The organism is Bradyrhizobium sediminis, assembly GCF_018736085.1.
Classification (GTDB): Bacteria; Pseudomonadota; Alphaproteobacteria; order Rhizobiales; family Xanthobacteraceae; genus Bradyrhizobium; species Bradyrhizobium sediminis.
On sequence record NZ_CP076134.1, the window covers coordinates 3378389 to 3398410 of the forward strand.

Annotated in this window: 18 protein-coding genes and 1 pseudogene; 9 read left to right on the plus strand and 10 right to left on the minus strand. The window is 63.8% G+C overall.

Annotated elements, in window-relative coordinates; translation table 11 throughout:
* Window positions 1–13 precede the first annotated feature (13 nt).
* Window positions 14–1171 (minus strand): autotransporter outer membrane beta-barrel domain-containing protein, encoded by a 1158-nt coding sequence (locus tag KMZ29_RS16385; RefSeq protein ID WP_215620209.1) that lies wholly within the window; start codon window positions 1169–1171, stop codon window positions 14–16.
* A gap of 370 nt (window positions 1172–1541) precedes the next feature.
* Here KMZ29_RS16385 and KMZ29_RS16390 point away from each other — a divergent pair, with 370 nt between their 5' ends.
* Complete coding sequence (locus KMZ29_RS16390) at window positions 1542–1745, plus strand: cold-shock protein (RefSeq protein ID WP_079569050.1); 204 nt, start codon at window positions 1542–1544, stop codon at window positions 1743–1745.
* Between the two features lie 88 nt (window positions 1746–1833).
* On the opposite strand, the gene KMZ29_RS16395 is transcribed toward KMZ29_RS16390, so the two are convergent.
* From KMZ29_RS16395 to purM, 4 genes are all read right to left on the minus strand, one after another.
* On the minus strand, window positions 1834–2766 hold the full coding sequence (locus tag KMZ29_RS16395) for a ketopantoate reductase family protein (protein ID WP_215620210.1): 933 nt from the start codon (window positions 2764–2766) through the stop codon (window positions 1834–1836).
* 78 nt (window positions 2767–2844) lie between these two features.
* Window positions 2845–3576, minus strand: a complete 732-nt coding sequence (locus tag KMZ29_RS16400; RefSeq protein ID WP_215620211.1) for a glutathione S-transferase family protein — start codon at window positions 3574–3576, stop codon at window positions 2845–2847.
* Window positions 3577–3639: 63 nt separating this feature from the next.
* The gene (gene purN / locus KMZ29_RS16405; RefSeq protein ID WP_215624303.1) at window positions 3640–4293 is read right to left on the minus strand and encodes a phosphoribosylglycinamide formyltransferase; all 654 of its coding nucleotides are present in this window, start codon (window positions 4291–4293) and stop codon (window positions 3640–3642) included.
* A gap of 24 nt (window positions 4294–4317) precedes the next feature.
* Complete coding sequence (gene purM, locus KMZ29_RS16410) at window positions 4318–5391, minus strand: phosphoribosylformylglycinamidine cyclo-ligase (RefSeq protein ID WP_215620212.1); 1074 nt, start codon at window positions 5389–5391, stop codon at window positions 4318–4320.
* Between the two features lie 157 nt (window positions 5392–5548).
* Between purM and KMZ29_RS16415 the strand changes: the two genes are divergently transcribed.
* From KMZ29_RS16415 to ppx, 4 genes are all read left to right on the plus strand, one after another.
* Window positions 5549–6091, plus strand: coding sequence for a CDP-alcohol phosphatidyltransferase family protein (locus KMZ29_RS16415; protein ID WP_215620213.1), 543 nt, complete (start codon window positions 5549–5551; stop codon window positions 6089–6091).
* 102 nt (window positions 6092–6193) lie between these two features.
* Complete coding sequence (locus KMZ29_RS16420; protein ID WP_215620214.1) at window positions 6194–6871, plus strand: P-loop NTPase family protein; 678 nt, start codon at window positions 6194–6196, stop codon at window positions 6869–6871.
* A 140-nt stretch (window positions 6872–7011) separates the two neighbouring features.
* Window positions 7012–9210, plus strand: coding sequence for an RNA degradosome polyphosphate kinase (locus tag KMZ29_RS16425; protein WP_215620215.1), 2199 nt, complete (start codon window positions 7012–7014; stop codon window positions 9208–9210).
* A gap of 12 nt (window positions 9211–9222) precedes the next feature.
* A complete protein-coding gene (gene ppx, locus KMZ29_RS16430) occupies window positions 9223–10725 on the plus strand; it encodes an exopolyphosphatase (RefSeq protein WP_215620216.1) in 1503 nt (500 codons plus the stop codon).
* Between the two features lie 30 nt (window positions 10726–10755).
* Here the strand turns inward: ppx and KMZ29_RS16435 are convergent, their stop codons facing one another.
* Both KMZ29_RS16435 and ndk read right to left on the minus strand, forming a co-directional pair.
* Window positions 10756–11628, minus strand: coding sequence for a TerC family protein (locus KMZ29_RS16435; protein WP_215620217.1), 873 nt, complete (start codon window positions 11626–11628; stop codon window positions 10756–10758).
* A gap of 63 nt (window positions 11629–11691) precedes the next feature.
* Window positions 11692–12114 carry a nucleoside-diphosphate kinase gene (ndk, locus tag KMZ29_RS16440; protein WP_215620218.1) on the minus strand — a complete coding sequence of 141 codons (423 nt, stop codon included), beginning with the start codon at window positions 12112–12114 and terminating at the stop codon, window positions 11692–11694.
* A gap of 307 nt (window positions 12115–12421) precedes the next feature.
* On the opposite strand from ndk, the pseudogene KMZ29_RS16445 reads away from it, so the two are divergent.
* Window positions 12422–12673 (plus strand): annotated as a pseudogene (locus tag KMZ29_RS16445) (sulfur globule protein precursor).
* Between the two features lie 118 nt (window positions 12674–12791).
* On the plus strand, window positions 12792–14669 hold the full coding sequence (locus KMZ29_RS16450; RefSeq protein ID WP_215620219.1) for an ABC-F family ATP-binding cassette domain-containing protein: 1878 nt from the start codon (window positions 12792–12794) through the stop codon (window positions 14667–14669).
* A 41-nt stretch (window positions 14670–14710) separates the two neighbouring features.
* On the opposite strand, the gene KMZ29_RS16455 is transcribed toward KMZ29_RS16450, so the two are convergent.
* From KMZ29_RS16455 to KMZ29_RS16465, 3 genes are all read right to left on the minus strand, one after another.
* Window positions 14711–15238 carry a hypothetical protein gene (locus tag KMZ29_RS16455; RefSeq protein WP_215624304.1) on the minus strand — a complete coding sequence of 176 codons (528 nt, stop codon included), beginning with the start codon at window positions 15236–15238 and terminating at the stop codon, window positions 14711–14713.
* A 162-nt stretch (window positions 15239–15400) separates the two neighbouring features.
* Window positions 15401–15853, minus strand: coding sequence for a DNA polymerase III subunit chi (locus KMZ29_RS16460; RefSeq protein WP_215620220.1), 453 nt, complete (start codon window positions 15851–15853; stop codon window positions 15401–15403).
* Between the two features lie 10 nt (window positions 15854–15863).
* A complete protein-coding gene (locus KMZ29_RS16465; protein ID WP_215620221.1) occupies window positions 15864–17366 on the minus strand; it encodes a leucyl aminopeptidase in 1503 nt (500 codons plus the stop codon).
* A 350-nt stretch (window positions 17367–17716) separates the two neighbouring features.
* Here KMZ29_RS16465 and lptF point away from each other — a divergent pair, with 350 nt between their 5' ends.
* Entirely contained in the window at window positions 17717–18883 is a 1167-nt protein-coding gene (gene lptF, locus KMZ29_RS16470) for an LPS export ABC transporter permease LptF (protein ID WP_215620222.1), read from the plus strand.
* Window positions 18880–19977, plus strand: coding sequence for an LPS export ABC transporter permease LptG (gene lptG / locus KMZ29_RS16475; RefSeq protein ID WP_215624305.1), 1098 nt, complete (start codon window positions 18880–18882; stop codon window positions 19975–19977). The genes lptF and lptG overlap by 4 nt, the downstream gene beginning before the upstream one ends.
* Window positions 19978–20022 lie beyond the last annotated feature (45 nt).

Below are 20022 nucleotides of genomic sequence, written 5' to 3' on the forward strand. Positions count from 1 at the left end.
TCGGGCGGCGGCACTACCATCTGAACTCGACGCCGAGCGTGCCCTGATGCGACTGCATCGAGGCGCGATACTTGCCGTCGTAGTTGAGATAGAGCCGCGCGGTGTTGCTCAGGCTGAGCGAAGCCGACGCCCCGGCATCCGCGCCATACCGGCTTTCGCCGATGCCCTGCACCACGACGCTCTGGGTGCCGAGGCTGACTGTGACCGCGCCGAAATTCTGCATGACATTGTCGACGAACTTGCCGTAGGCGGACAAGTCGAGAATTTTCCGGTCGAAGATCCAGTAACGCCCGATCTCGGCGCCGACGAGGATGCGCGCGCGCTCCGCCGTTGCGCCTGATGCCATGACCGGATCGAGCCCGCCGTACTCCTGCAGCGATGCGGTCGAGGCGCGCACATATTCGAACGCGGCCTTCGGCACGATGCGGCTCTGGTCCTGGCTCCAGTAATAGCTGAGTTCCGTCAGCGCGCCGTCGAGCCGGGCGTTGTAGCCGGCGGTCGCGACACCGAACCCGGTGTCGCGGTTTGAATTCACTTTTCCGAATCCGTGAACCAGGGCGATGGCCCAGGTCCAGGGCCCCTTGTCGACCGAGGCATTGAACCCGAGCTGGGTCAGATCGAGCGTCGCCGACTGCAGCGCCAGCGGGATGTCGATGGCGGTGCGGCTTTGATCGACGGAAAAACCGACGTTGACGCCGGGCGCGACGCGCGCCCCCAATCCCGCGACGCCGCCCCAGGTGCGACGGCGATCGCCAACGAAATAGCCGAGCGGACCGGTGGTGGCCGAAAGCCCGTAAAGCTCGCCCCAAGCGCGGAACTGCGGGGCCTCGCTACTCTCGGAAGCACCACCACCCCCCGGATTGCTGCCCAACGCCTTGCCGAGGCCTGACGTCGCCTGATTGCCGATGCGCTCTAGGAAGTTGCTGCCGAGGTTCGTCACCGTCGAACCTGCCGAGAAACTGGAATTGATCACCGTCGGTGTCGGACTGGGGGTCGGCGACGGTGTTGGGGTTGGGGTCGGGGTCGGGGTTGGGGTTGGGGTTGGCGATTGGGCCTGAGCGGACGACGACGCGACGGCGGCAGCGAGAACAACAGCCGCCGCAAAGACCAGGAACAGCCTGCGGCCCAGTCCAGCCCAATTCGCTCGCGAAGGCCGCGATGAGCAGCGCATGAATTTCAGTCCCAAAAAAGGAGCGCCAGCTCGAAAAATGCCAATTCCTCGTCGGCCCGAGCCGATTTGCGCCCAGTTCACCGGGAGCGTCAATCGGTCTGGGTGCTGCGCAGCACCGGATTGCGCGGCGTTGTTGTTCCGCTGCCACAGGGCGGTAACGAGGATTGAATCCCTCTCGATTTCCTGAGCCACGCCAGAGGCTTGCTAACGCGCAAATTTCGTGTTGCAATCTTGAGTACAATCGGATTTGGGCCGTTCGACTGTGCGTTTCGCGACCAGGAAATTCAGCAAACTTCCGGAATCCCGCTTGTGGCGTGGCACGCGAAATGCGTGGCCGCGTCTTTTTTATGTCTAGACCAGGAGACAGGCGATGCAAAAAGGCACCGTCAAGTGGTTCAACCCGACCAAGGGTTATGGGTTCATCAAGCCGATGGTCGGCGATAAGGATGTGTTCGTCCATATCTCGGCGGTCGAGCGCGCTGGGCTCTCGACCCTCAACGAAAATCAGGTGATTGAATACGACCTTGTGGAAAATCGCGGCAAGACATCCGCGGAAAATCTCAAGGTCTCCTAAGCTTCGTCACGATCCGCGCAAGCAATCCTGATGCACCCCCGGCCCGCGCCGGGGGAGTCGTTTTCGCAAACATTGGGCGGGAGCGCGACTAGCCTGTTGCGAGCATCCGGCGTTCGCGCGCCCTGATGAGGCCGACCACCGTCTCGTTGACGGGCGTGGCTACTCCGAGCGGCTTGCCGAGACGCGGGATCGCACCATTGATGGCATCGACCTCACATCGGCGGCCGGCATTGTAATCCAGCAGCATCGACGGCCGCGCGTCCGGTATCTTGCCGCCGAGTTTGCGGATGTGCTCCAGGGGATCGCCGACATTGAGCCGGACATTGGAAGCCTTCGCCACCGCGATCGCTTCCTCGGCGCAGCCCCGCGCCACGCTCCAGGCGTCGGCATCGCCAAGGATTTCGCCGATCGTCAGCCCGGTGGCGCAGGACGTCCCCGAGAAAGCGACGTTCATGATCAGCTTTTCCCAGACCATCTGCTTGATGTCGTCGAACAGGGCGACCTTGAAGCCGGCCGATTCCCAGATCTTCGCCGAGGCCTGCAGGAGTTGCTTCGGCAGCCCGGCAAACGCGCCGAACCGGATCATCTCCATGCCGTTGTGATGGGCGTGGCCGGGCGCCCGTATCGAGGCGCCGAAACCGCCGACGACGCCGACGGCAATACGATCGGCGCCGAGGATCGGTGCGGCGACTTCCGGCGATCCGAGCCCGTTCTGGATGGTCTGCACGATGGTTTCCGGACCCAGCAACGAAATGCAGGACTGCGCCGCCGCCTCCACATCGAATGCCTTGGTGGCTATGATGACGAGGTCGCACGGCCCGATGCCATCCGTCGTCGTGGAAGCATGTATCGGCACCGTGCGGTCGCCGCTGGCGCCTTCGCAGCGCAGGCCCCTGGAAGCCATTGCTTGGGCGTGATCGGGCCACAGCGTTACGGCGTGAACCTCGTGGCCGGCATCGACCATGAGCGCGGCATAGACCGATCCCATGGCGCCGCAGCCGACAATCGCGACCTTTGCCATTCCTGTTCTCCCTCATCAATCCCGCTCGATGCTTGCCAGGCAAGCCGTCGGGGAATCTTTTTTTGACTCTCGAATATTTCAGGCCGCTGCCTTGCAGCCGGCGAGCTCGCCAAGTTCCGGATAGAAGCGCGCGATCATGCGGCCGACGTAATGCCTCAGATTGTCGTGGCTCACGGCCGCCTCTTGCAGTGGCGACTTGAAGACGGGACACATCGCACTAACGACAAACGCAAAGATGGTGGCGTCGGCGCCGGTCGGCTCAGTGCCCATGAAGAATGGTTTGCTGCCGAGGTAGTCGGCAATTGCCTGGAGTGAATGCGATCCCAGTTCGACGATCTCCTTCGGGCTGTGCCGTCCCATGCCATGGCCGTGCAGGGATTTGCGGACCCGACGCCGGACCATCGCAACAACCAGCGGGCGGATGACGGCGGGCGCAGCTTTGAAGAATTCCCGGGGACCTCTATTGAAGTTCGCTTCATCCATCCAGCGAATATGGACAATGGCCCAGTAGAGATTGTCCTCGGCCATCTTCTCGAATGCCCACGCCGTCGCGCGTTGTTCGCTCGTCAGCCCCTTGTCGAAATCGACCCCGTATTTCTTTTCGAGGTGCCAGCGGATAAAGGTGGAATCGCCGAGCAGCTCACCATCGTCCTCGATATAGGGGATCTTGCCTTTGGGAGCCTTCGAGAAGCTCATCGGGGCTTTCTCAAATGGCAGCTTCGACATCCGCAACAAGGTTTCGGCCTTGGTGACGAAGGGGCTTGCGTCGGGAAGACCGAAATTAGGACCGGATCCGAACAATGTAATCATGGGGCTCCCTCTATCTTGCGAGACGAAGAACTGACGCGAGTTGATGGCGCCGAAGGCGCTGCATCATTCCGTGGCAGGCGAAATCAACGTGTCGTCGGGGTTGGCTTTGGCCAAGGTCTTGCAGACATCGCCCTCCAGCCGGACCTGGCCGCTGGCAAGCAGCCGCAGCGCCTCGGGATAGATGCGATGTTCGATGCCGAGGATCCGCTCGGCCAGCGTATCCGGCGTATCGGCGTCGGCAACCGCCACCGCCCCCTGCATCACGATCGGACCGGCGTCGGTTTCCGGAATGACGAAATGCACGGTCGCGCCGGAAATTTTCACACCGGCGCGCAACGCCTGGGCTTGCGGTTCGAGGCCCGGAAACGACGGCAGCAGGGAGGGATGGATGTTGAGCATCCGGCCAAACCAGCGCTGCACGAATTCGGCCGTGAACAGCCGCATGAAACCGCCGAGGCAGATCAGTTCGACCCTGTGCTGGTCCAGCGCCGTCTGCAGCACCGCTTCGAACGCCGCGCGATCCTTGCCGAACGGCTTGCTTTCGATGGTGACGGTCGGGATGCCGCTGGCCCTGGCGCGATCGAGCCCGCCGGCATCGGCGCGGTTGGAAATCACGACCACGATCTCGGCCGGGAAATCCTTGGACCGTGCCGCCTCGATCAGGGCAGCCATGTTCGATCCACGCCCGGAAATCAGGATAGCGACACGGCGCTTCACGGCTTCACCCATGCGAGATCGATCTCACCATTTGAGATCGAGATGACCGTTATAGACTACGCGATGTTCGTTCTCGGCCGGGATCACCTCGCCCAGCAGCGCCACGTTCTCGCCGGCTTCGGTGAGAACGGCGGTGACTTGGTCGATGGCGTCCGGCTTGACGATGGCGACCATGCCGATGCCGCAGTTGAAGGTGCGCAGCAGTTCGAGCTCGGCGATGCCGCCCTGCTCGGCCAGCCACTTGAACACCGGCAGCACCGGCAGGCGCGCAAGGTCGATGCCGACGCCGAGATGCTTCGGCAGCACGCGCGGGATATTGTCGGTGAAACCGCCGCCGGTGATGTGGGCGAGCCCCTTGACCGCGCCGGTCTCGCGGATCGCGCGCAGGCATGACCGGACATAGAGCCGGGTCGGCGCCAGCAGCGCGCCGCCGAGCGTCATGACCGGCGAAAACGGCGCTTTGGCCTCAAAGCCGAGGCCCGACCGTTCGACGATCTTGCGGACCAGGGAAAAGCCGTTGGAGTGGACGCCGGAGGAGGCAAGCCCGATCACCGCGTCGCCGGCGGCGATGTCGGGCCGCGGCAACAAGGTGCCGCGCTCGGCGGCGCCGACCGCGAAACCGGCGAGGTCGTAATCGCCATCCTTGTAAAGCCCGGGCATTTCCGCGGTCTCGCCGCCGATCAGGGCGCAGCCGGATTCCCGGCAGCCCTCGGCGATACCGGCGACGATCACGGCGGTGGCTTCCGGGTCGAGCTTGCCGCAGGCGAAATAGTCGAGGAAGAACAGCGGTTCGGCGCCCTGCACCACGAGGTCGTTGACCGACATCGCCACCAGGTCAATGCCGATGCCGCCATGCAGGCCGGTCTCGATGGCGATCTTGACCTTGGTGCCGACGCCGTCGGTGGCCGCCACCAGCACCGGGTCCTTGAAGCCGGCGGCCTTGAGGTCGAACAACCCGCCGAACCCGCCGATTTCGGCGTCGGCGCCGGCGCGCGCGGTGGCGCGAACCATCGGCTTGATGAGATCGACCAGACGATTGCCTGCATCGATATCGACGCCCGAATCCGCGTAAGTGAGCCCGTTTTTGCGGTCGATCATGCCCTAATCCAGATGACGGCGGCTGGTTACGTCGGATTCCACTGATGTGCAATGGCTCGCAAGCGGCGTCAGCATATACTATGTAGACAGGAACCGGTCTGGGCTACAAAGGGCCGGATCATACGCGAAATCAGGCCGGTAGCCGGGAAGCGCCGAGTTGAGTATTCCGAACATCATTACGCTGGGCCGCATCCTGCTGGTGCCGGTCATCGTGTGGGCGATCGCCTCCAACCAGATGGAAATCGCCTTTGCGATCTTCATCATCGCCGGCGTCAGCGACGCGATCGATGGCTTCCTCGCCAAGCGCTTCAATATGGCGAGCGAACTGGGCGCCCTGCTCGACCCGCTCGCAGACAAGGCCCTCCTGGTCTCGATCTACGTCGCGCTCGGAATCTGGGGCGCGGTGCCGCGCTGGCTGGTCATCCTCGTGGTCTCGCGCGACATCATGATCGTCGCTGCCGTGATTGTGTCATGGTTGTTCGGCAAGCCGATCCCGATGAAGCCATTGATGGTATCGAAGCTCAATACGGTGGCGCAGGTGGCATTCGCGGCACTGGTGCTCGCGGCACTGGGCTTCGGCTTCAATCCGACGCCCTATGATCTGATCCTGATGGGTTTCGTCACGGTGTTTACGCTGGTTTCCGTATCCCTCTATCTGGTGGAGTGGGTGCGGCATATGAGCACGATCGACGTAACATAGAGGCCTTGTTTCGAAGCATTTTTCTCGGGGCGAACCGGTGTCCACTACGCCTGAAGACGCTATAGGTATGCGCCGGCCGGTGCCGGCATGGAGATCTTTCTCGTGACGGCCCGCGTTCAACCTCGTCAGCTTGCATTCGCGCTGCCGCACGCAGAGAGCCTGACCCGCGACAATTTTCTCGAAGGCCCCGCCAACGAGGCGGCCCTGGCGCTGGTCGACAGCTGGCCGGAATGGCCAAACCGGATCATGCTGCTGGTCGGCCCGGAAGGCTCCGGCAAGAGCCATCTCGCCGCAATCTGGGCCGAGCAAGCCGGCGCCCGCTCGATCTCGGCGCATGCCCTGACCGCTGCCGCCGTGCCCGGCGCACTGGCGACGGGGGCGCTGGTGGTCGAAGATCTCAGATCGTCTGATGTCGATGAACGGGCGTTGTTCCATCTGATGAATCTGGCGCGCGAGGACGAGGCGTTCGTCCTGATCACCGCGCGCGAGCCGCCATCGGCGTTTGCGGTCGAATTGCGCGACCTACGGTCGCGCCTGCGCGCGGTACCGGCGGTATCGCTGATGCCGCCCGACGATCAGCTGTTTCGCGCCCTGATCGTCAAATTTTGCGCCGACCGGCAGCTCAGCGTCGATGAGACCGTGGTCGGCTATCTCGCCACCCGGATCGAGCGTTCCTATGCGGCCGTACGCCAGGCTGTCGAAATGCTGGACACCGAAGCCCTGCGGCTGGGCCGTCCGGTGACCCGGGCGCTGGCTGCCGAATTGCTGCGCAACGCCTGATCCCCGGGGCGCTGCGCCATCTTGACGGCGCAGCAGGCGGGAACATCAATGTCATTGAAACGTCATCGCGATAACACATGCTCTGCTGCCGCATTCGGACGGAATCGCGCAAGCCTGACGCCGGGATGGACTGAAGCTTTATGGAATCCTCACAAGCCATTGTAATTAAAGAGAAAGAGACGGAAGCGGAGACGGCGCCGGCGATCGCTTCCAGCCCCGAACGCTTCATCAATCGCGAGCTTTCCTGGCTGCATTTCAATCGCCGGGTGCTCGAGGAATCCGTCAATCCCGGCCATCCCGCGCTGGAACGGGTCCGGTTCCTGTCGATTTCCGCCAATAACCTTGATGAGTTCTTCATGGTCCGGGTCGCCGGCATCAAGGCCCAGGTGCGCGAGGGCATTGCCGAGCGCAGCCCCGACGGCCTGACCCCGGCCGAGCAGCTGGTCCTGATCAACGAGGCGGTGTCAAAGCTCGCCAGCGACCAGCAGGCCATCTGGCGCGATCTGCGCGGCATCCTGGCCGACGTCGGCATCGTTCTGGTCGACGGCCGCGACGTCACCAAGACCGAACGAACCTGGATCGAGGACCATTTCCTCCACAATATTTTCCCGTTGCTGACGCCGCTGGCGATCGATCCGGCGCATCCGTTTCCATTCATCCCGAGCCTCGGCTTCACCGTTGCGCTGCAGCTGGCGCGGACCTTGGACGGCAAGCCGATGAACGCGCTGATCCGCATGCCCGGCAAGATCGACCGCTTCATCCGGCTGCCCGCGACCAAGGATGGCGCGGTGCGGTTGATCACGCTCGAGCAGGCCACCGGCCTGTTCATCGGCCGGCTGTTCCCCGGCTATACCGTCAAGGGCCAGGGCGCCTTCCGCATCATCCGCGACAGCGAACTGGAGATCGAGGAAGAGGCGGAAGATCTGGTCCGGCTATTCGAAACCGCTCTGAAGCGGCGTCGGCGGGGATCGGTGATCCGACTCGAAATCGAGGCCAATATGCCGGAAGAACTGCGGGCATTCGTGCAGCGGGCGCTTTCCGCCTCCGATGACGAGGTGCTGCTGGTCGACGGCGTGCTGGCGATGAACGAGCTGTCGCAACTGACCCGGCTCGACCGGCCCGATCTCGAATTCCCTCCTTATGTGCCGCGCCACCCCGAACGCGTACGCGATCACGGCGGCGATATCTTCGCGGCGATCCGGCAGAAGGATCTGATCGTTCATCACCCTTACGAATCGTTCGACGTCGTCGTGCAGTTCCTGCAGCAGGCCGCGCGCGATCCCGACGTCGTCGCGATCAAGCAGACGCTGTATCGCACCTCGAACAACTCGCCGATCGTACGGGCGCTCGCGGAGGCCGCGGAAGCCGGAAAGTCGGTGACCGCGCTGGTCGAACTCAAGGCGCGGTTCGACGAGGAGGCCAATATCCGCTGGGCGCGCGACCTCGAACGCGCCGGTGTCCAGGTGGTGTACGGCTTCATCGAATTGAAGACCCACGCCAAGCTGTCGCTGATCGTGCGCCGCGAGGGCGGCAGCCTCACGACCTACGTCCACACCGGCACCGGCAACTATCATCCGGTGACGGCGCGCATCTACACCGACCTGTCCTACTTCACCTCGGATCCGATCATCGGGCGCGACGCCGCGCGGGTGTTCAACTACATCACCGGCTACGCCGAGCCGAGCGACATCGAGAAGATGGCGGTATCGCCGCTGACATTGCGCAAGCGGATGCTCGAACATATCCACGGCGAGACCAATTTTGCCCGTCACGGCAAGCCGGCAGGAATCTGGCTGAAGATGAACTCGCTGGTCGATCCCGACATCATCGACGCGCTCTATGAGGCGTCACAGGCCGGCGTGCCAATCGAGCTGATCGTGCGCGGAATTTGCTGCCTGCGGCCCGGCATTCCCGGACTTTCGGAAAACATCCGGGTCAAGTCGATCATCGGCCGTTTTCTCGAACACGGCCGAATCTACTGCTTCGGGATGGGACAGGGCCTGCCCAGCGCAAAAGCTGCTGTGTATATCTCCTCAGCCGATATGATGCCGCGCAACCTCGACCGGCGCGTCGAAGTCCTCTGTCCGCTGCAAAATCCCACGGTGCATCAGCAGGTTCTCGAGCAAATCATGGTCGCGAATCTCAAGGATAACGAGCAGAGCTGGCAGTTGTTGCCGGATGGGTCGTCAACGCGTATGAAGGCCGCGAAGGGCGAAGAGCCATTCAATCTGCACAATTACTTCATGACGCATCCGAGTCTGTCAGGCCGTGGAAAGTCGCTCAAGGAATCTTCGCCGCGCCGCCTCACGCGCCGTACCGAGCGCCATCAGTCCTCATAAGGGGTACACGCGGTGAAGCGGCCGCGCAAACGCGCGTCCAGCGTCGCGGTCATCGACATCGGTTCGAATTCGGTGCGGCTCGTCGTCTACGAATCGATGGCGCGCAGCCTGACCACGATCTTCAACGAGAAGGCTTTGTGCGGCCTCGGCCGCGAGGTCCAGACCACCGGGCTCCTGGCGCCGGACGCCGTCGCCAAGGCCCTCACCTCGTTGCAGCGCTTTCGCGCGCTGTGCCGGGTGATGAAGGTCGGCCGCGTCTATGCCATCGCCACCGCCGCATGCCGCGACGCCCGCAACGGCCCCGACTTCATCGCCAGGGCCGAGCGCACCTGCGGCTGTCCGATCGAGATCCTGTCGGGTCCGCGCGAGGCGCATCTGTCCGCGCTGGGCGTCGTTTCCGGCGTCCATAACCCGGATGGCATCGTTGGCGATCTCGGCGGCGGTTCGCTGGAGCTAATCGACGTGCACGGCAACCGCGTACGCCGGGGCGTGACGCTCCGGCTCGGAAGCCTGGCGCTGCAGGATATCTCGCACAAGTCGCTGAAGCGCGCCGAACGCATCGTCAGGAACGATCTTGCCGACGTTGCGCAGCTCAAAGCCGGCCGCGGCCGCACCTTCTATGCGGTCGGAGGAACGTGGCGGGCGCTGGCCCGCATTCACATCGTCCAGAGCGGTTATCCCCTGGGGGTGATGCATGGCTATTCGCTTTCGGCGGCGGATGCGCTGGATTTCGCGCGGCGCCTGCGCCGACTCGCGTCAGCCAACATGCTGGCCAATATCGAGGTTGTCGCCGACGCCAGACGGCCGCTGCTGACCTACGCAGCCCTCGTCCTCGAATACATCATTCGCGTCGCCAAACCGAAGACCATCGTGTTCTCGACCTTTGGCGTGCGCGAGGGCCTGCTTTACGCGATGCTGCCGCAGGCCGAGCGCTCCAAGGATGGATTGATCTGCGCCGCGCAGAGCCTGAACGAGCTGCTGTCGCGATCTGCACGCCATGCGGAGGAATTGATCGAATGGACCGATCGCCTGGTCCGGGTCGTCAGGCTCAAGGAAACCGACGAGGATCGCCGCCTGCGGCACGCCGCCTGCCTGCTGTCGGACATCGGATGGCGGGTGCATCCTGACCATCGGGGCGAGCAGACGCTCAATCTCATCACCAACGGAAATTTTGGCTCGATCAGCCATCAGGGCCGGGCGTTCGTCGCGCTGTCGGTGTTCTACCGCTATGCGGGCCTGAGCGAACAGAATGAACCGCCGACGGTGATCCAGGAAATGGTGCCGCCGGCCATGATCGAGCGCGCCCGCCTGCTCGGCGCGGCATTTCGCGTCGCCCATCTGATCTCGGCGGCGCGGCCGGGCGTCTTGCCGCTGACCCATTTCCGAAGCCGGGACCGCAAGCTGATGCTGGTGTTCGAGCACCGAATGGTCGATCTCGTCGCCGATCGCGTCGGCAGCCGGTTCAAGCAGCTGGCGCGGCTGATGGGCCGCTCCGGATCGATCGTGCGGAGCTAAGATCGCAATTAGGGGACCGATCGCGCCGACTTACGGCCGATCGATCGTCTGCGCCGCCTCATCCGCGGCATGCGACGCTGCATGCTCACCGCCCTGCAGCTTGCGCTTCCGCCAGATCGATCCGGCGGCCAGCACGATGGCAATGCCGATCAAGCCGCAAACCACCTCGGCGCCGTGACCGCCGCCGGTAAAGCGCGGCGACACGCCGAACAGCGCCAGCAAGGCGTCGAGCTTGACGCCGACCGGACCGTCGAAGATGACGTGCAACACCGGTTGAACCGCCGGATCGCTCGCTATCACCTCACCGGCGATCCAGCCCAGCAAGGCGGCGCCGGCCCATACCAGGATCGGCAACCGGGTGAGCAGCGCCATGATCAGCGCCGCCCCGGCGACGATCAGGGGAATGCTGATAGCAAGGCCGAGCACGAGCAACGGGACGCTGCCCTTCGCAGCGGCGGCGACCGCGATCACATTGTCGAGGCTCATGACGATGTCGGCGACCACGACGATCTGAATTGCGGCCCAAAGATGCGAGGCCGACTGTACGCCCTCCTCGTCCTCGTCTTCAGGTACCAGCAACTTGGCGGCAATCACGATCAGCGCCAGTCCGCCGACCAGCTTCAGGAACGGCAGCGCCATCAAGGTCGCGACGATGAAAGTGAAGATGATGCGCAACACCACGGCCGCGGCAGCGCCGAAGATCATGCCCCAAAGCCGCTGGCGCGGCTCCAGCGCACGGCACGCCAGCGCGATTACCAGCGCGTTGTCGCCCGACAGCAGCACGTTGATCCAGATGATCTTGCCGACCGCCACCCAGAAGGCCGGCTGCTGCATCTCGCTCTGAAACTGGGTGAAGAACGCCCCGATGGTCGCCGGATCGAAAATTTGCAACAGCCAGTTCACAGCGCGTCCCCTCTCGGCCAGATGATCGTCTTCGCGGCTATTGCTTGCCGCCGGTGGTATGCATTAGCCGACGATTTCGTTGCCCGAGAAGAACTGGGCGATTTCGATCGCCGCCGTCTCAGGGGCATCGGAACCATGCACAGAATTTTCGCCGATCGAATTCGCGTACAGCTTGCGGATGGTTCCTTCGGCCGCCTTGGATGGATCGGTTGCGCCCATGACGTCGCGATGCCGAAGCACGGCGCCCTCGCCTTCCAGCACCTGGACCACGACCGGTCCAGAAATCATGAAGTCCACGAGTTCGCCGAAAAACGGACGCGCCTTGTGGACCGCGTAGAAGGTTTCGGCCTGGTCGCGAGTCATGCGGATGCGCTTCTGGGCTACGATCCGTAGTCCCGCCTTCTCGATCACCGCGTTGATCGCGCCCGTCAGATTGCGCGCGGTCGCGTCGGGCTTGATAATCGAAAAGGTGCGTTCAATCGCCATGATCTCGTCCTTGAATAGCGGTGGAGGGAGTTGCGGCGCTTATATCGGCGCCATCCGGGAACGGCAAGCGGCCGTCCGGGAACGGCAAGCGATCAGGCGATATGTCGCGGGCCGCGCGCCCTGCCATCCGGCGGCGCCGAAATGACAGCAATTTCACGAAAATGAACCCTCTCTGACACCGGCGTCCCGGTTTCGTTCACGTTCCCAGGGGTAGGCTTCGATGGACCGGGCGCCTTTGCGAATGCGGGGCGTTACGGGGCAGCAACTCCACCGTGCGCTGACAGCGCCGAACCCTGAGGAGACGACCATGTTACGCAAACTCTCGCTTGTTGCCGTTGCCGCGGCTTCGCTGGGTGCGGCCGCGCTGGCGCCGACCTCCGCCTCCGCCTGGAGCGGCCATGGCTGGCACGGTGGCTGGCACCGCGGCTGGGGCTGAGGCGGTCCGCGTATCGTCGGCGGCGGCCCAGCCTACGGTTACGGCTATGGCGGCTGTTATGTGCGGCGATTGGTTCCGACTCCGTGGGGACCCCGCTGGCGCCTGGTGAATCGCTGCTATTGAGCCGCTCCCGACGAATGCAGCCGAACCAGGCTATAATTGCAGCATCGGGAGCCCGCGCAGAGCCTATTCGGCTCAATTAACGGGTTGCGTTTTTGGACGGCAGCGGTGACAACGCCGCATGCTTTCAATATCAGACATTTCGGTCCGGATTGCCGGACGGCTTTTGATCGACAACAGCTCGGTTCAGATCGTGCCTGGCGCACGCGTGGGTTTTGTCGGCCGCAACGGCGTCGGCAAATCGACGCTGTTTCACGCGATCCGCGGCGAGTTGCCGACCGAAAGCGGGACTATCACGATCCCGCCGCGCTGGCGCATCGGCAGCCTCGCGCAGGAGGCACCCGACGGTCCGGAAAGCCTGATCGAGGTCGTGCTGAAGGCCGACCTGGAGCGCGATGCGCTGCTGGCCGAAGCCGAGACCGCGCACGATCCTTCGCGCATCGCCGACATTCAAACCCGTCTCGTCGATATCGACGCGCATTCGGCGCCTGCCCGCGCCGCGGCGATCCTTAGTGGCCTCGGATTCTCCACCGCCGATCAGGCGCGGTCCTGCTCGGAATTTTCCGGCGGCTGGCGGATGCGCGTCGCGCTGGCGGCGACGTTGTTTTCAGCGCCCGATCTCCTGCTGCTGGACGAGCCCACCAACTACCTCGATCTCGAAGGCACGCTGTGGCTCGAGGATCATCTGGCCAACTATCCGCGAACCGTGATCGTCATCAGCCATGACCGCGACCTGCTCGACACCTCGGTCGACCAGATCCTGCACCTCGATCGCGGCAAGCTGACGCTGTACAAGGGCACCTACTCCTCGTTCGAGGAACAACGCGCCACGCGCGAGATGCTCGACGCCAAGCACGCCAAGCGGCAGGCCGACGAACGCAAGCGGCTGCAGGCCTTTGTCGATCGCTTCAAGGCCAAGGCATCGAAAGCCCGCCAGGCGCAGTCCCGCGTCAAGATGCTGGAGCGGATGAAGCCGGTCACCGCGCTGGTGACGCAGGATGTGCGCGAGATTTCATTTCCGGTGCCGGAGAAGATGCTGTCGCCGCCGATCATCGCGGTCGACAACGTCTCGGTCGGCTACGATCCGAAGAAGCCGGTGCTCAATCGCGTCACCCTGCGCATCGATACCGACGATCGCATCGCCTTGCTCGGTTCCAACGGCAACGGCAAGTCGACGCTGGTCAAGCTCCTAGCCAACAAGCTGGCACCGTTCTCCGGTCATGTCACCCGCGCGGAGAAGCTGTCGATCGGGTATTTCGCGCAGCATCAGGTCGACGAGCTCGATCTCGACGGCTCGGCCTACGATCACGTCCGCAGACTGATGCCGGACGCCCCGGAAACCAAGGTACGTGCGCGCACCGGCGCGATCGGTTTCTCGGGCAAGGCCGGCGACACCCTGGTGAGGAGCCTGTCGGGCGGCGAGAAAGCGCGGCTGCTGCTGGGACTTGCGACATTCTTCGGCCCCAACATGATCATTCTCGACGAGCCGACCAACCATCTGGACATCGACAGCCGCGCCGCGCTCGCGGAAGCGATCAACGATTTTCCAGGGGCCGTCATCATGGTCTCCCATGACCGCTATCTGATCGAGGCCTGCGCCGACCAATTGTGGGTTGTGGCCGATCATGCGGTCACGACCTATGACGGCGACCTCGACGATTACCGGCGCATGGTGCTGTCGGCGCGCGGCATGCGCGCCAGTGCGCGCGACCGCGCCGACAACGACCGTGGCGGCGGCCGCGACAAGCCGCAGCGGGCCAGGACCGAGAAGCGCGTACCGCTGAAGCAGAAGATTTCTGACGCCGAGGCCGAAATCGCGCGCATCAACGGCATCATTGCCAAGATCGATACCGCGCTGGCGCTGCCGGATCTGTTCACGCGCGACCCGAAGCAGGCCGCCCAGCTCAGCAAGGCGCGGGCCGGCGCGGAGAGCGCGCTGCAGCGCGCCGAGGAAGAATGGCTGGCGGCGAGTTCGCAATATGACGAAGCGGCGGGCTGAGCCCATTCACGGCCGATCGGGAAGAAGCGCGCCGACAACGATTACGTCGCGGCCGGTTTCTTCTTCGCTTTCGGCTTCGCTGCCTTCGGCGCGACCGGCTCGGCGCCACGCTCGATCGAGGTCAGGCGCCCCGCGGTGAAGGTATAGATGCCGGCGCGTTGTCCCTGCGTATAGGTGACGACCGCCACCCGATCGCCACGCGCGTTGTTGGAGAGATTGACGCTGGCAGGTGCGCCGATGCCGCGCACGACGTCGCATTCGGTATGGCCGAGCGCCACCGTTCCCCGCGTCGAGGGCACCACCGGCGCGCCGGCCGCGCCGTCGGTCAGGGCGTTGGCGTCCGCCGGCCCGCCGGGAGGCGCCATTCCCGGGCACGCCCCGTCGGCGCTCACCAGATCCTCGGCCGTCACCGGCTTGTCCGGGGTCAACGGCGCCGTTTCAATCGAAATGTTTCGGGTGAAGAGCCGGCCGGAGCGCGAAAACCATTCCGCGTCTTTCGACAGCAGATCGGAGGAAAACATGTTGGACGTGCCCGAGCAGCCCACCACCAGGGGGGCCAGCAGGAGCAACGCCAGCAGGCGTTTCCGATGAAGGTCTTTATCGCGCACGATTACCTAAGTTCCCAGCCCTGTCGCCTAAGCGCTTGTCCCACCATCACTTTGCGGCACGACCGTGGCTTTGTCCAAGCGCGCGGGCCGAAACTGCAAATTATCATTAATTGCCCGAGATCGCTATTCCCGCCGCTGCCAGCGGCCGCGCTCGTCGGCCTGCCAATAGGTGACCTCGAACCCCCGCGACTTGCAATCGGTCCAGGCCCCCCGCGCCGCCGTCAGCGCGCTGTCGTCATCGCCGTTGAAGACCAGGACCACCCGATCGTAGACGTGGGAGTCCGCGGGTAAAGCGGCGCTGTCGACCAGAAACCTCACATTGGCCCGGTTCGGATTGCCCTCCTCGACCGCCAACACGATCGGCTGATCCTGCGCATCGGCGGCGCGCCAGGTGGTGTGCGGCAGGAATGAGTCGTCGCGATAGGTCCACAAATGGGCGTCGAGCGCGTCGGCGCGCTCTTCCGACGTCGACTGCACCACCACCCGCCAGCCGCGATCGAGCGATTTCTCGAGCAACGGCGGCAACACGTTCTCCAGCAACATGTCCTGCAGATGGTAGAACAAGACTTCGGTCATCGGTTTCCAGCTATTTCTTGGCTTCGTAATACTCCGCGACCAGCCGATCCAGCAGGCGAACGCCGTAGCCCGAGCCCCAGCTTTGATTGATCTCGGATTTCGGCGCGCCCATCGCCGTTCCCGCGACGTCGAGGTGTGCCCACGGCGTGTCGTCGACGAAACGCTGCAGGAACTGCGCGGCGGTGATCGACCCGCCATGGCGGGTACCGGTGTTCTTCATGTCGGCGAACTGCGAGTCGATCTGCTTGTCGTATTCCGGACCGAGCGGCATCCGCCAGACCCGCTCCCCCGTCGCCAACCCGGCCTTGGTCAGCCGTTCGGCCAGTTCGTCGTTGTTGGAGAACAGGCCGGCATATTCGGTGCCAAGCGCCACCATGATGGCGCCGGTCAGCGTCGCCAGATCGACCATGAATTTCGGCTTGAACTTCTTCGCCACGTACCAGAGCACGTCGGCCAGCACCAGACGGCCCTCGGCGTCGGTGTTGATGATCTCGATGGTCTGGCCGGACATCGAAGTCACGATATCGCCGGGGCGCTGCGCATTGCCGTCGGGCATGTTCTCGACCAGGCCGATGGCGCCGATCGCGTTCAGCTTCGCCTTCCGCGCCGCCAGCGCATGCATCAGTCCGACCACGCAAGCCGCACCGCCCATGTCGCCCTTCATATCCTCCATGCTGCCCGCGGGCTTGATCGAAATACCGCCGGTGTCGAAACAGACCCCCTTGCCGACGAAAGCGACCGGCTGCTCGCCCTTCTTGCCGCCGTTCCAGCGCATCACCACCATCCGGCCCGGCTGGGTCGAGCCCTGGGCAACACCGAGCAGCGCGCCCATGCCGAGTTTGGTCATGGCCTTGACGTCGAGGACCTCGACATCGACGCCGAGCTTCTTGAGCTGGCTGGCGCGGCGCGCGAATTCCACCGGATAAAGCACGTTCGGCGGCTCGTTGACGAGCTCGCGCGCCATGATGACGCCATCGACGACGTGCGCACGCGGTGCAAAGGCCTTTCGCGCAGCGGCCACATCGCCGACCGCGAGCGAAATGTCGGCGCGCACGGCGGTGTCCTCGCCGTCCTTCTTCCTGGTCTTGTAACGATCGAACTTATAGGCGCGCAGCCGTAGCCCCGAAGCCACCGCCGCCGCCTGCTCCGGATTCATTGTCCCATCGGGCAATTCCGCCACGATCGTCATGGCGGTATTGCCGCCGAGCAGCTTGCCGGCGGCCGTACCGCCGAACTTGAGAAAATCGTTGTCCTTGAGGGCTGAGAGCTTGCCGGCGCCGACGATGATCAGGCGGGAGGCCTTGAGCGCCTCCGGCGCCAGAATATCGAGCGTGGAGCCGCTCTTGCCCTTGAATCGGTTGGCATCCGCCGCCCGCTTGATGGTATCGGCCGCCGCCCCCAGCACCTTCCGCGTCTCCGCGCCGAATTTCAGCGTGTCGTCGCAAAATACCACCAGAATGCCGCGCGGCGCGGTGGAAAACGGAACGAAGCCGACCTTGACGGCGTCGGACATGGGCAAATCCTCCAAGAATCAGGGGTGTCGCTGGGGCGGGAGCCCGCCAGGCGGTGTTTCGAATGGCCCCTTCGGCTGTGCTGCACATCCGTCAAGAGCGTGGTCCGCAGCACTATGGCCCGTCCGGCGTCGCGCTGCCAAGCGCCGCAGTGGCTCCAGAGCCACATAACGCGAATTATTAAGCATATCTGGAAGGTGCCTTGGCTCAGCCATTTTGTTGACGGATCAAAGGGATGGTAGTGAGACTGTGAGCCGGCAGGACGACTGCGGCGCGGCCAAAAGGGGATCCCGGTCTCGGGATTGGTCGCGAACCGCGGTTTTGGCTCGCAAGGTGGGATCGTGCGGTAGCGATGGGGTCGATCGACAAGTACATTTTTCGCACGACGCTGGCGTCGTTTGCGCTGATTCTGGTCAGCCTGACAGGGGTGATCTGGATTACGCAGGCGTTGCGCGGCATCGACCTGATGACCAGCCAGGGCCAGACGATCGTCACCTTTCTCGGGATCACGGGCCTCGTGATTCCCGCGCTGGTGCTGATCATTGCGCCGATCGCGCTGATGATCGCGATCTCGCATACCCTGAACAAGCTCGCGACCGACTCCGAGATCATCGTGATGAATGCGGCCGGCTTCTCGCCGTTCCGGCTGTTCCGCCCGTTCTTCTACGCCACCTGCGTGGTGGCGCTGCTGGTCGCCTTCATCGCATCCTACATGGCGCCCGACGGTATGCGCCGGATCAAGCAGTGGGACGCCGAGATCACCGCCGACGTTCTCACCAATATTCTGCAGCCCGGCCGCTTTGCCCAGCTCGACCAGAACCTGACGATCCGCATCCGCGAGCGCCAGCCGGGCGGCATCCTCGCCGGCATCTTTGTCGATGACCGCCGCGACCCGAAGGAACGCATCACCATCATTGCCGACCATGGAACGATCCTGAAGAACGAGAGCGGCTCGTATCTGGTGCTCGAGGACGGCAATCTCGAACGTTTCGAGGCCGGCAAGCGCGATCCGGCGCTGGTGGCGTTCGGCCGTTACGCCTTCGACATGTCGAAATTCTCGAAGGGCCGCGACTTCACGCTCGGAATCCGCGAACGCTACATCTGGGAATTGCTGTCGCCCTCCCCTGAGGATCCGGTTTACCAGCAATTGCCCGGACAGTTCCGCGCCGAATTGCACGACCGCTTCCTCGCGCCCCTCTACCCCTTCGCCTTCGCGGCTTTGACTTTCGCGTTCCTCGGCACGCCGCGCACGACGCGCCAGAGCCGGAATTTTTCGATCGGCGGTTCGATCATCGCCGTATTCGGGTTGCGCATGGCGGGATTCGCCTGCTCCGTCTTGACGGTGAAACAGCCGCTTGCCGCCCTCGTTCAGTACCTGATGCTGTTCGCGGCGATCGGCGGCGGGATGTGGATGATCCTGGCCGGCGTCGTGGTGGAACCGCCCGCTGCCCTGATGGAAGCCATCAACAGGTCGAACGAGCGTATCCTTCGGCTATTTGGGCGGCCCGCCGCAGCATGAGTATGATGACCAACACGCTCGGGCGATATTTTGCCGGCCGCTTCGTGATCTCGGCGGTTGGCGTGTTCGCGAGCATTTTCCTGCTGCTGGTGCTGGTCGACTACATCGAAATGGTCAGAAAGACGTCGGGGCTGGCTTCGGCCTCCGCCATCACGGTCGCGCAAACGTCGCTGTACCGCGTCCCGCAACTGCTCGAAAAGATGATGCCGTTCTGCGTCCTGATCGGGGCGATGACCTGCTATCTCGCGCTGTCGCGGCGGCTCGAACTCGTGGTCGCACGCGCCGCCGGCGTTTCGGCATGGCAGTTCATTGCCCCGGCACTGGCAAGCTCGATCGTGCTCGGGACTCTGGCGACCGTCGCCTACAACCCGATGTCCGCCAACTTGCGCGAACTCTCCAAGCGGATGGAGGCGGAACTGTTCGGCTCCGCTCCCGGCGGCGGGATCCAGGATGCCTCCGGCTTCTGGCTCAACCAGGTCAGCAACGACGGCCAATGGATCATCAATGCCGCCCGCAGCGAGCAGCAGGGCGTCCGGCTGACCGGGCTGACGGTGTTCAGGTTCGATAACGACTTCCAGTTCAAGGAACGAATCGAGGCGCGCGAGGCATCCCTCGAGGAAGGCCGCTGGGCGTTCAAATCGGCGCGCCGATTCTCCCTCGACGCCCCCCCGGTCGATCAGGAGACCTTCTTCGTCCCCACCACGCTGACCCCTGCCCAAGTCCGCAACAGTTTTTCGACCCCTGAAACTGTGTCTTTTTGGCAACTACCGGGCTATATCCGATCGTCCGAAAGTTCTGGATTTGCGACCGCCGGGTACCGATTGCAGTACCACAAACTCATTGCGCAGCCGTTTTTGCTGGCCGCAATGGTGATGCTGGCGGCCTCGGTGAGCCTGCGCTTCTTCCGCTTCGGCGGCGTGCAAAAGATGGTTTTGAGTGGCGTGGGCGCGGGCTTTCTGCTCTACGTTCTGTCGAAAGTAACTGAGGATTTGAGCAAGGCTGAGTTGATGCATCCGATCGCTTCGGCGTGGCTGCCCGTTTGTGTGGGCGGCCTCACCGGCTTTTTGGCCTTGCTGTACCAGGAGGACGGGTAGTGGCCGTTGTCGCCGCCCGCCAGGAAAGGCCGTCCGCGTTCCGGC

Excerpts from the sequence above, each read along its gene's own strand:
- KMZ29_RS16385 (WP_215620209.1), bottom strand. The coding sequence starts at position 1,171 with ATGCGCTGCTCATCGCGGCCTTCGCGAGCGAATTGGGCTGGACTGGGC.
- KMZ29_RS16390 (WP_079569050.1), top strand. The coding sequence starts at position 1,542 with ATGCAAAAAGGCACCGTCAAGTGGTTCAACCCGACCAAGGGTTATGGG.
- KMZ29_RS16395 (WP_215620210.1), bottom strand. The coding sequence starts at position 2,766 with ATGGCAAAGGTCGCGATTGTCGGCTGCGGCGCCATGGGATCGGTCTAT.
- KMZ29_RS16400 (WP_215620211.1), bottom strand. The coding sequence starts at position 3,576 with ATGATTACATTGTTCGGATCCGGTCCTAATTTCGGTCTTCCCGACGCA.
- purM (WP_215620212.1), bottom strand. The coding sequence starts at position 5,391 with ATGATCGACCGCAAAAACGGGCTCACTTACGCGGATTCGGGCGTCGAT.
- KMZ29_RS16425 (WP_215620215.1), top strand. The coding sequence starts at position 7,012 with ATGGAATCCTCACAAGCCATTGTAATTAAAGAGAAAGAGACGGAAGCG.
- ndk (WP_215620218.1), bottom strand. The coding sequence starts at position 12,114 with ATGGCGATTGAACGCACCTTTTCGATTATCAAGCCCGACGCGACCGCG.
- KMZ29_RS16450 (WP_215620219.1), top strand. The coding sequence starts at position 12,792 with ATGCTTTCAATATCAGACATTTCGGTCCGGATTGCCGGACGGCTTTTG.
- KMZ29_RS16460 (WP_215620220.1), bottom strand. The coding sequence starts at position 15,853 with ATGACCGAAGTCTTGTTCTACCATCTGCAGGACATGTTGCTGGAGAAC.
- KMZ29_RS16465 (WP_215620221.1), bottom strand. The coding sequence starts at position 17,366 with ATGTCCGACGCCGTCAAGGTCGGCTTCGTTCCGTTTTCCACCGCGCCG.
- lptF (WP_215620222.1), top strand. The coding sequence starts at position 17,717 with ATGGGGTCGATCGACAAGTACATTTTTCGCACGACGCTGGCGTCGTTT.
- lptG (WP_215624305.1), top strand. The coding sequence starts at position 18,880 with ATGAGTATGATGACCAACACGCTCGGGCGATATTTTGCCGGCCGCTTC.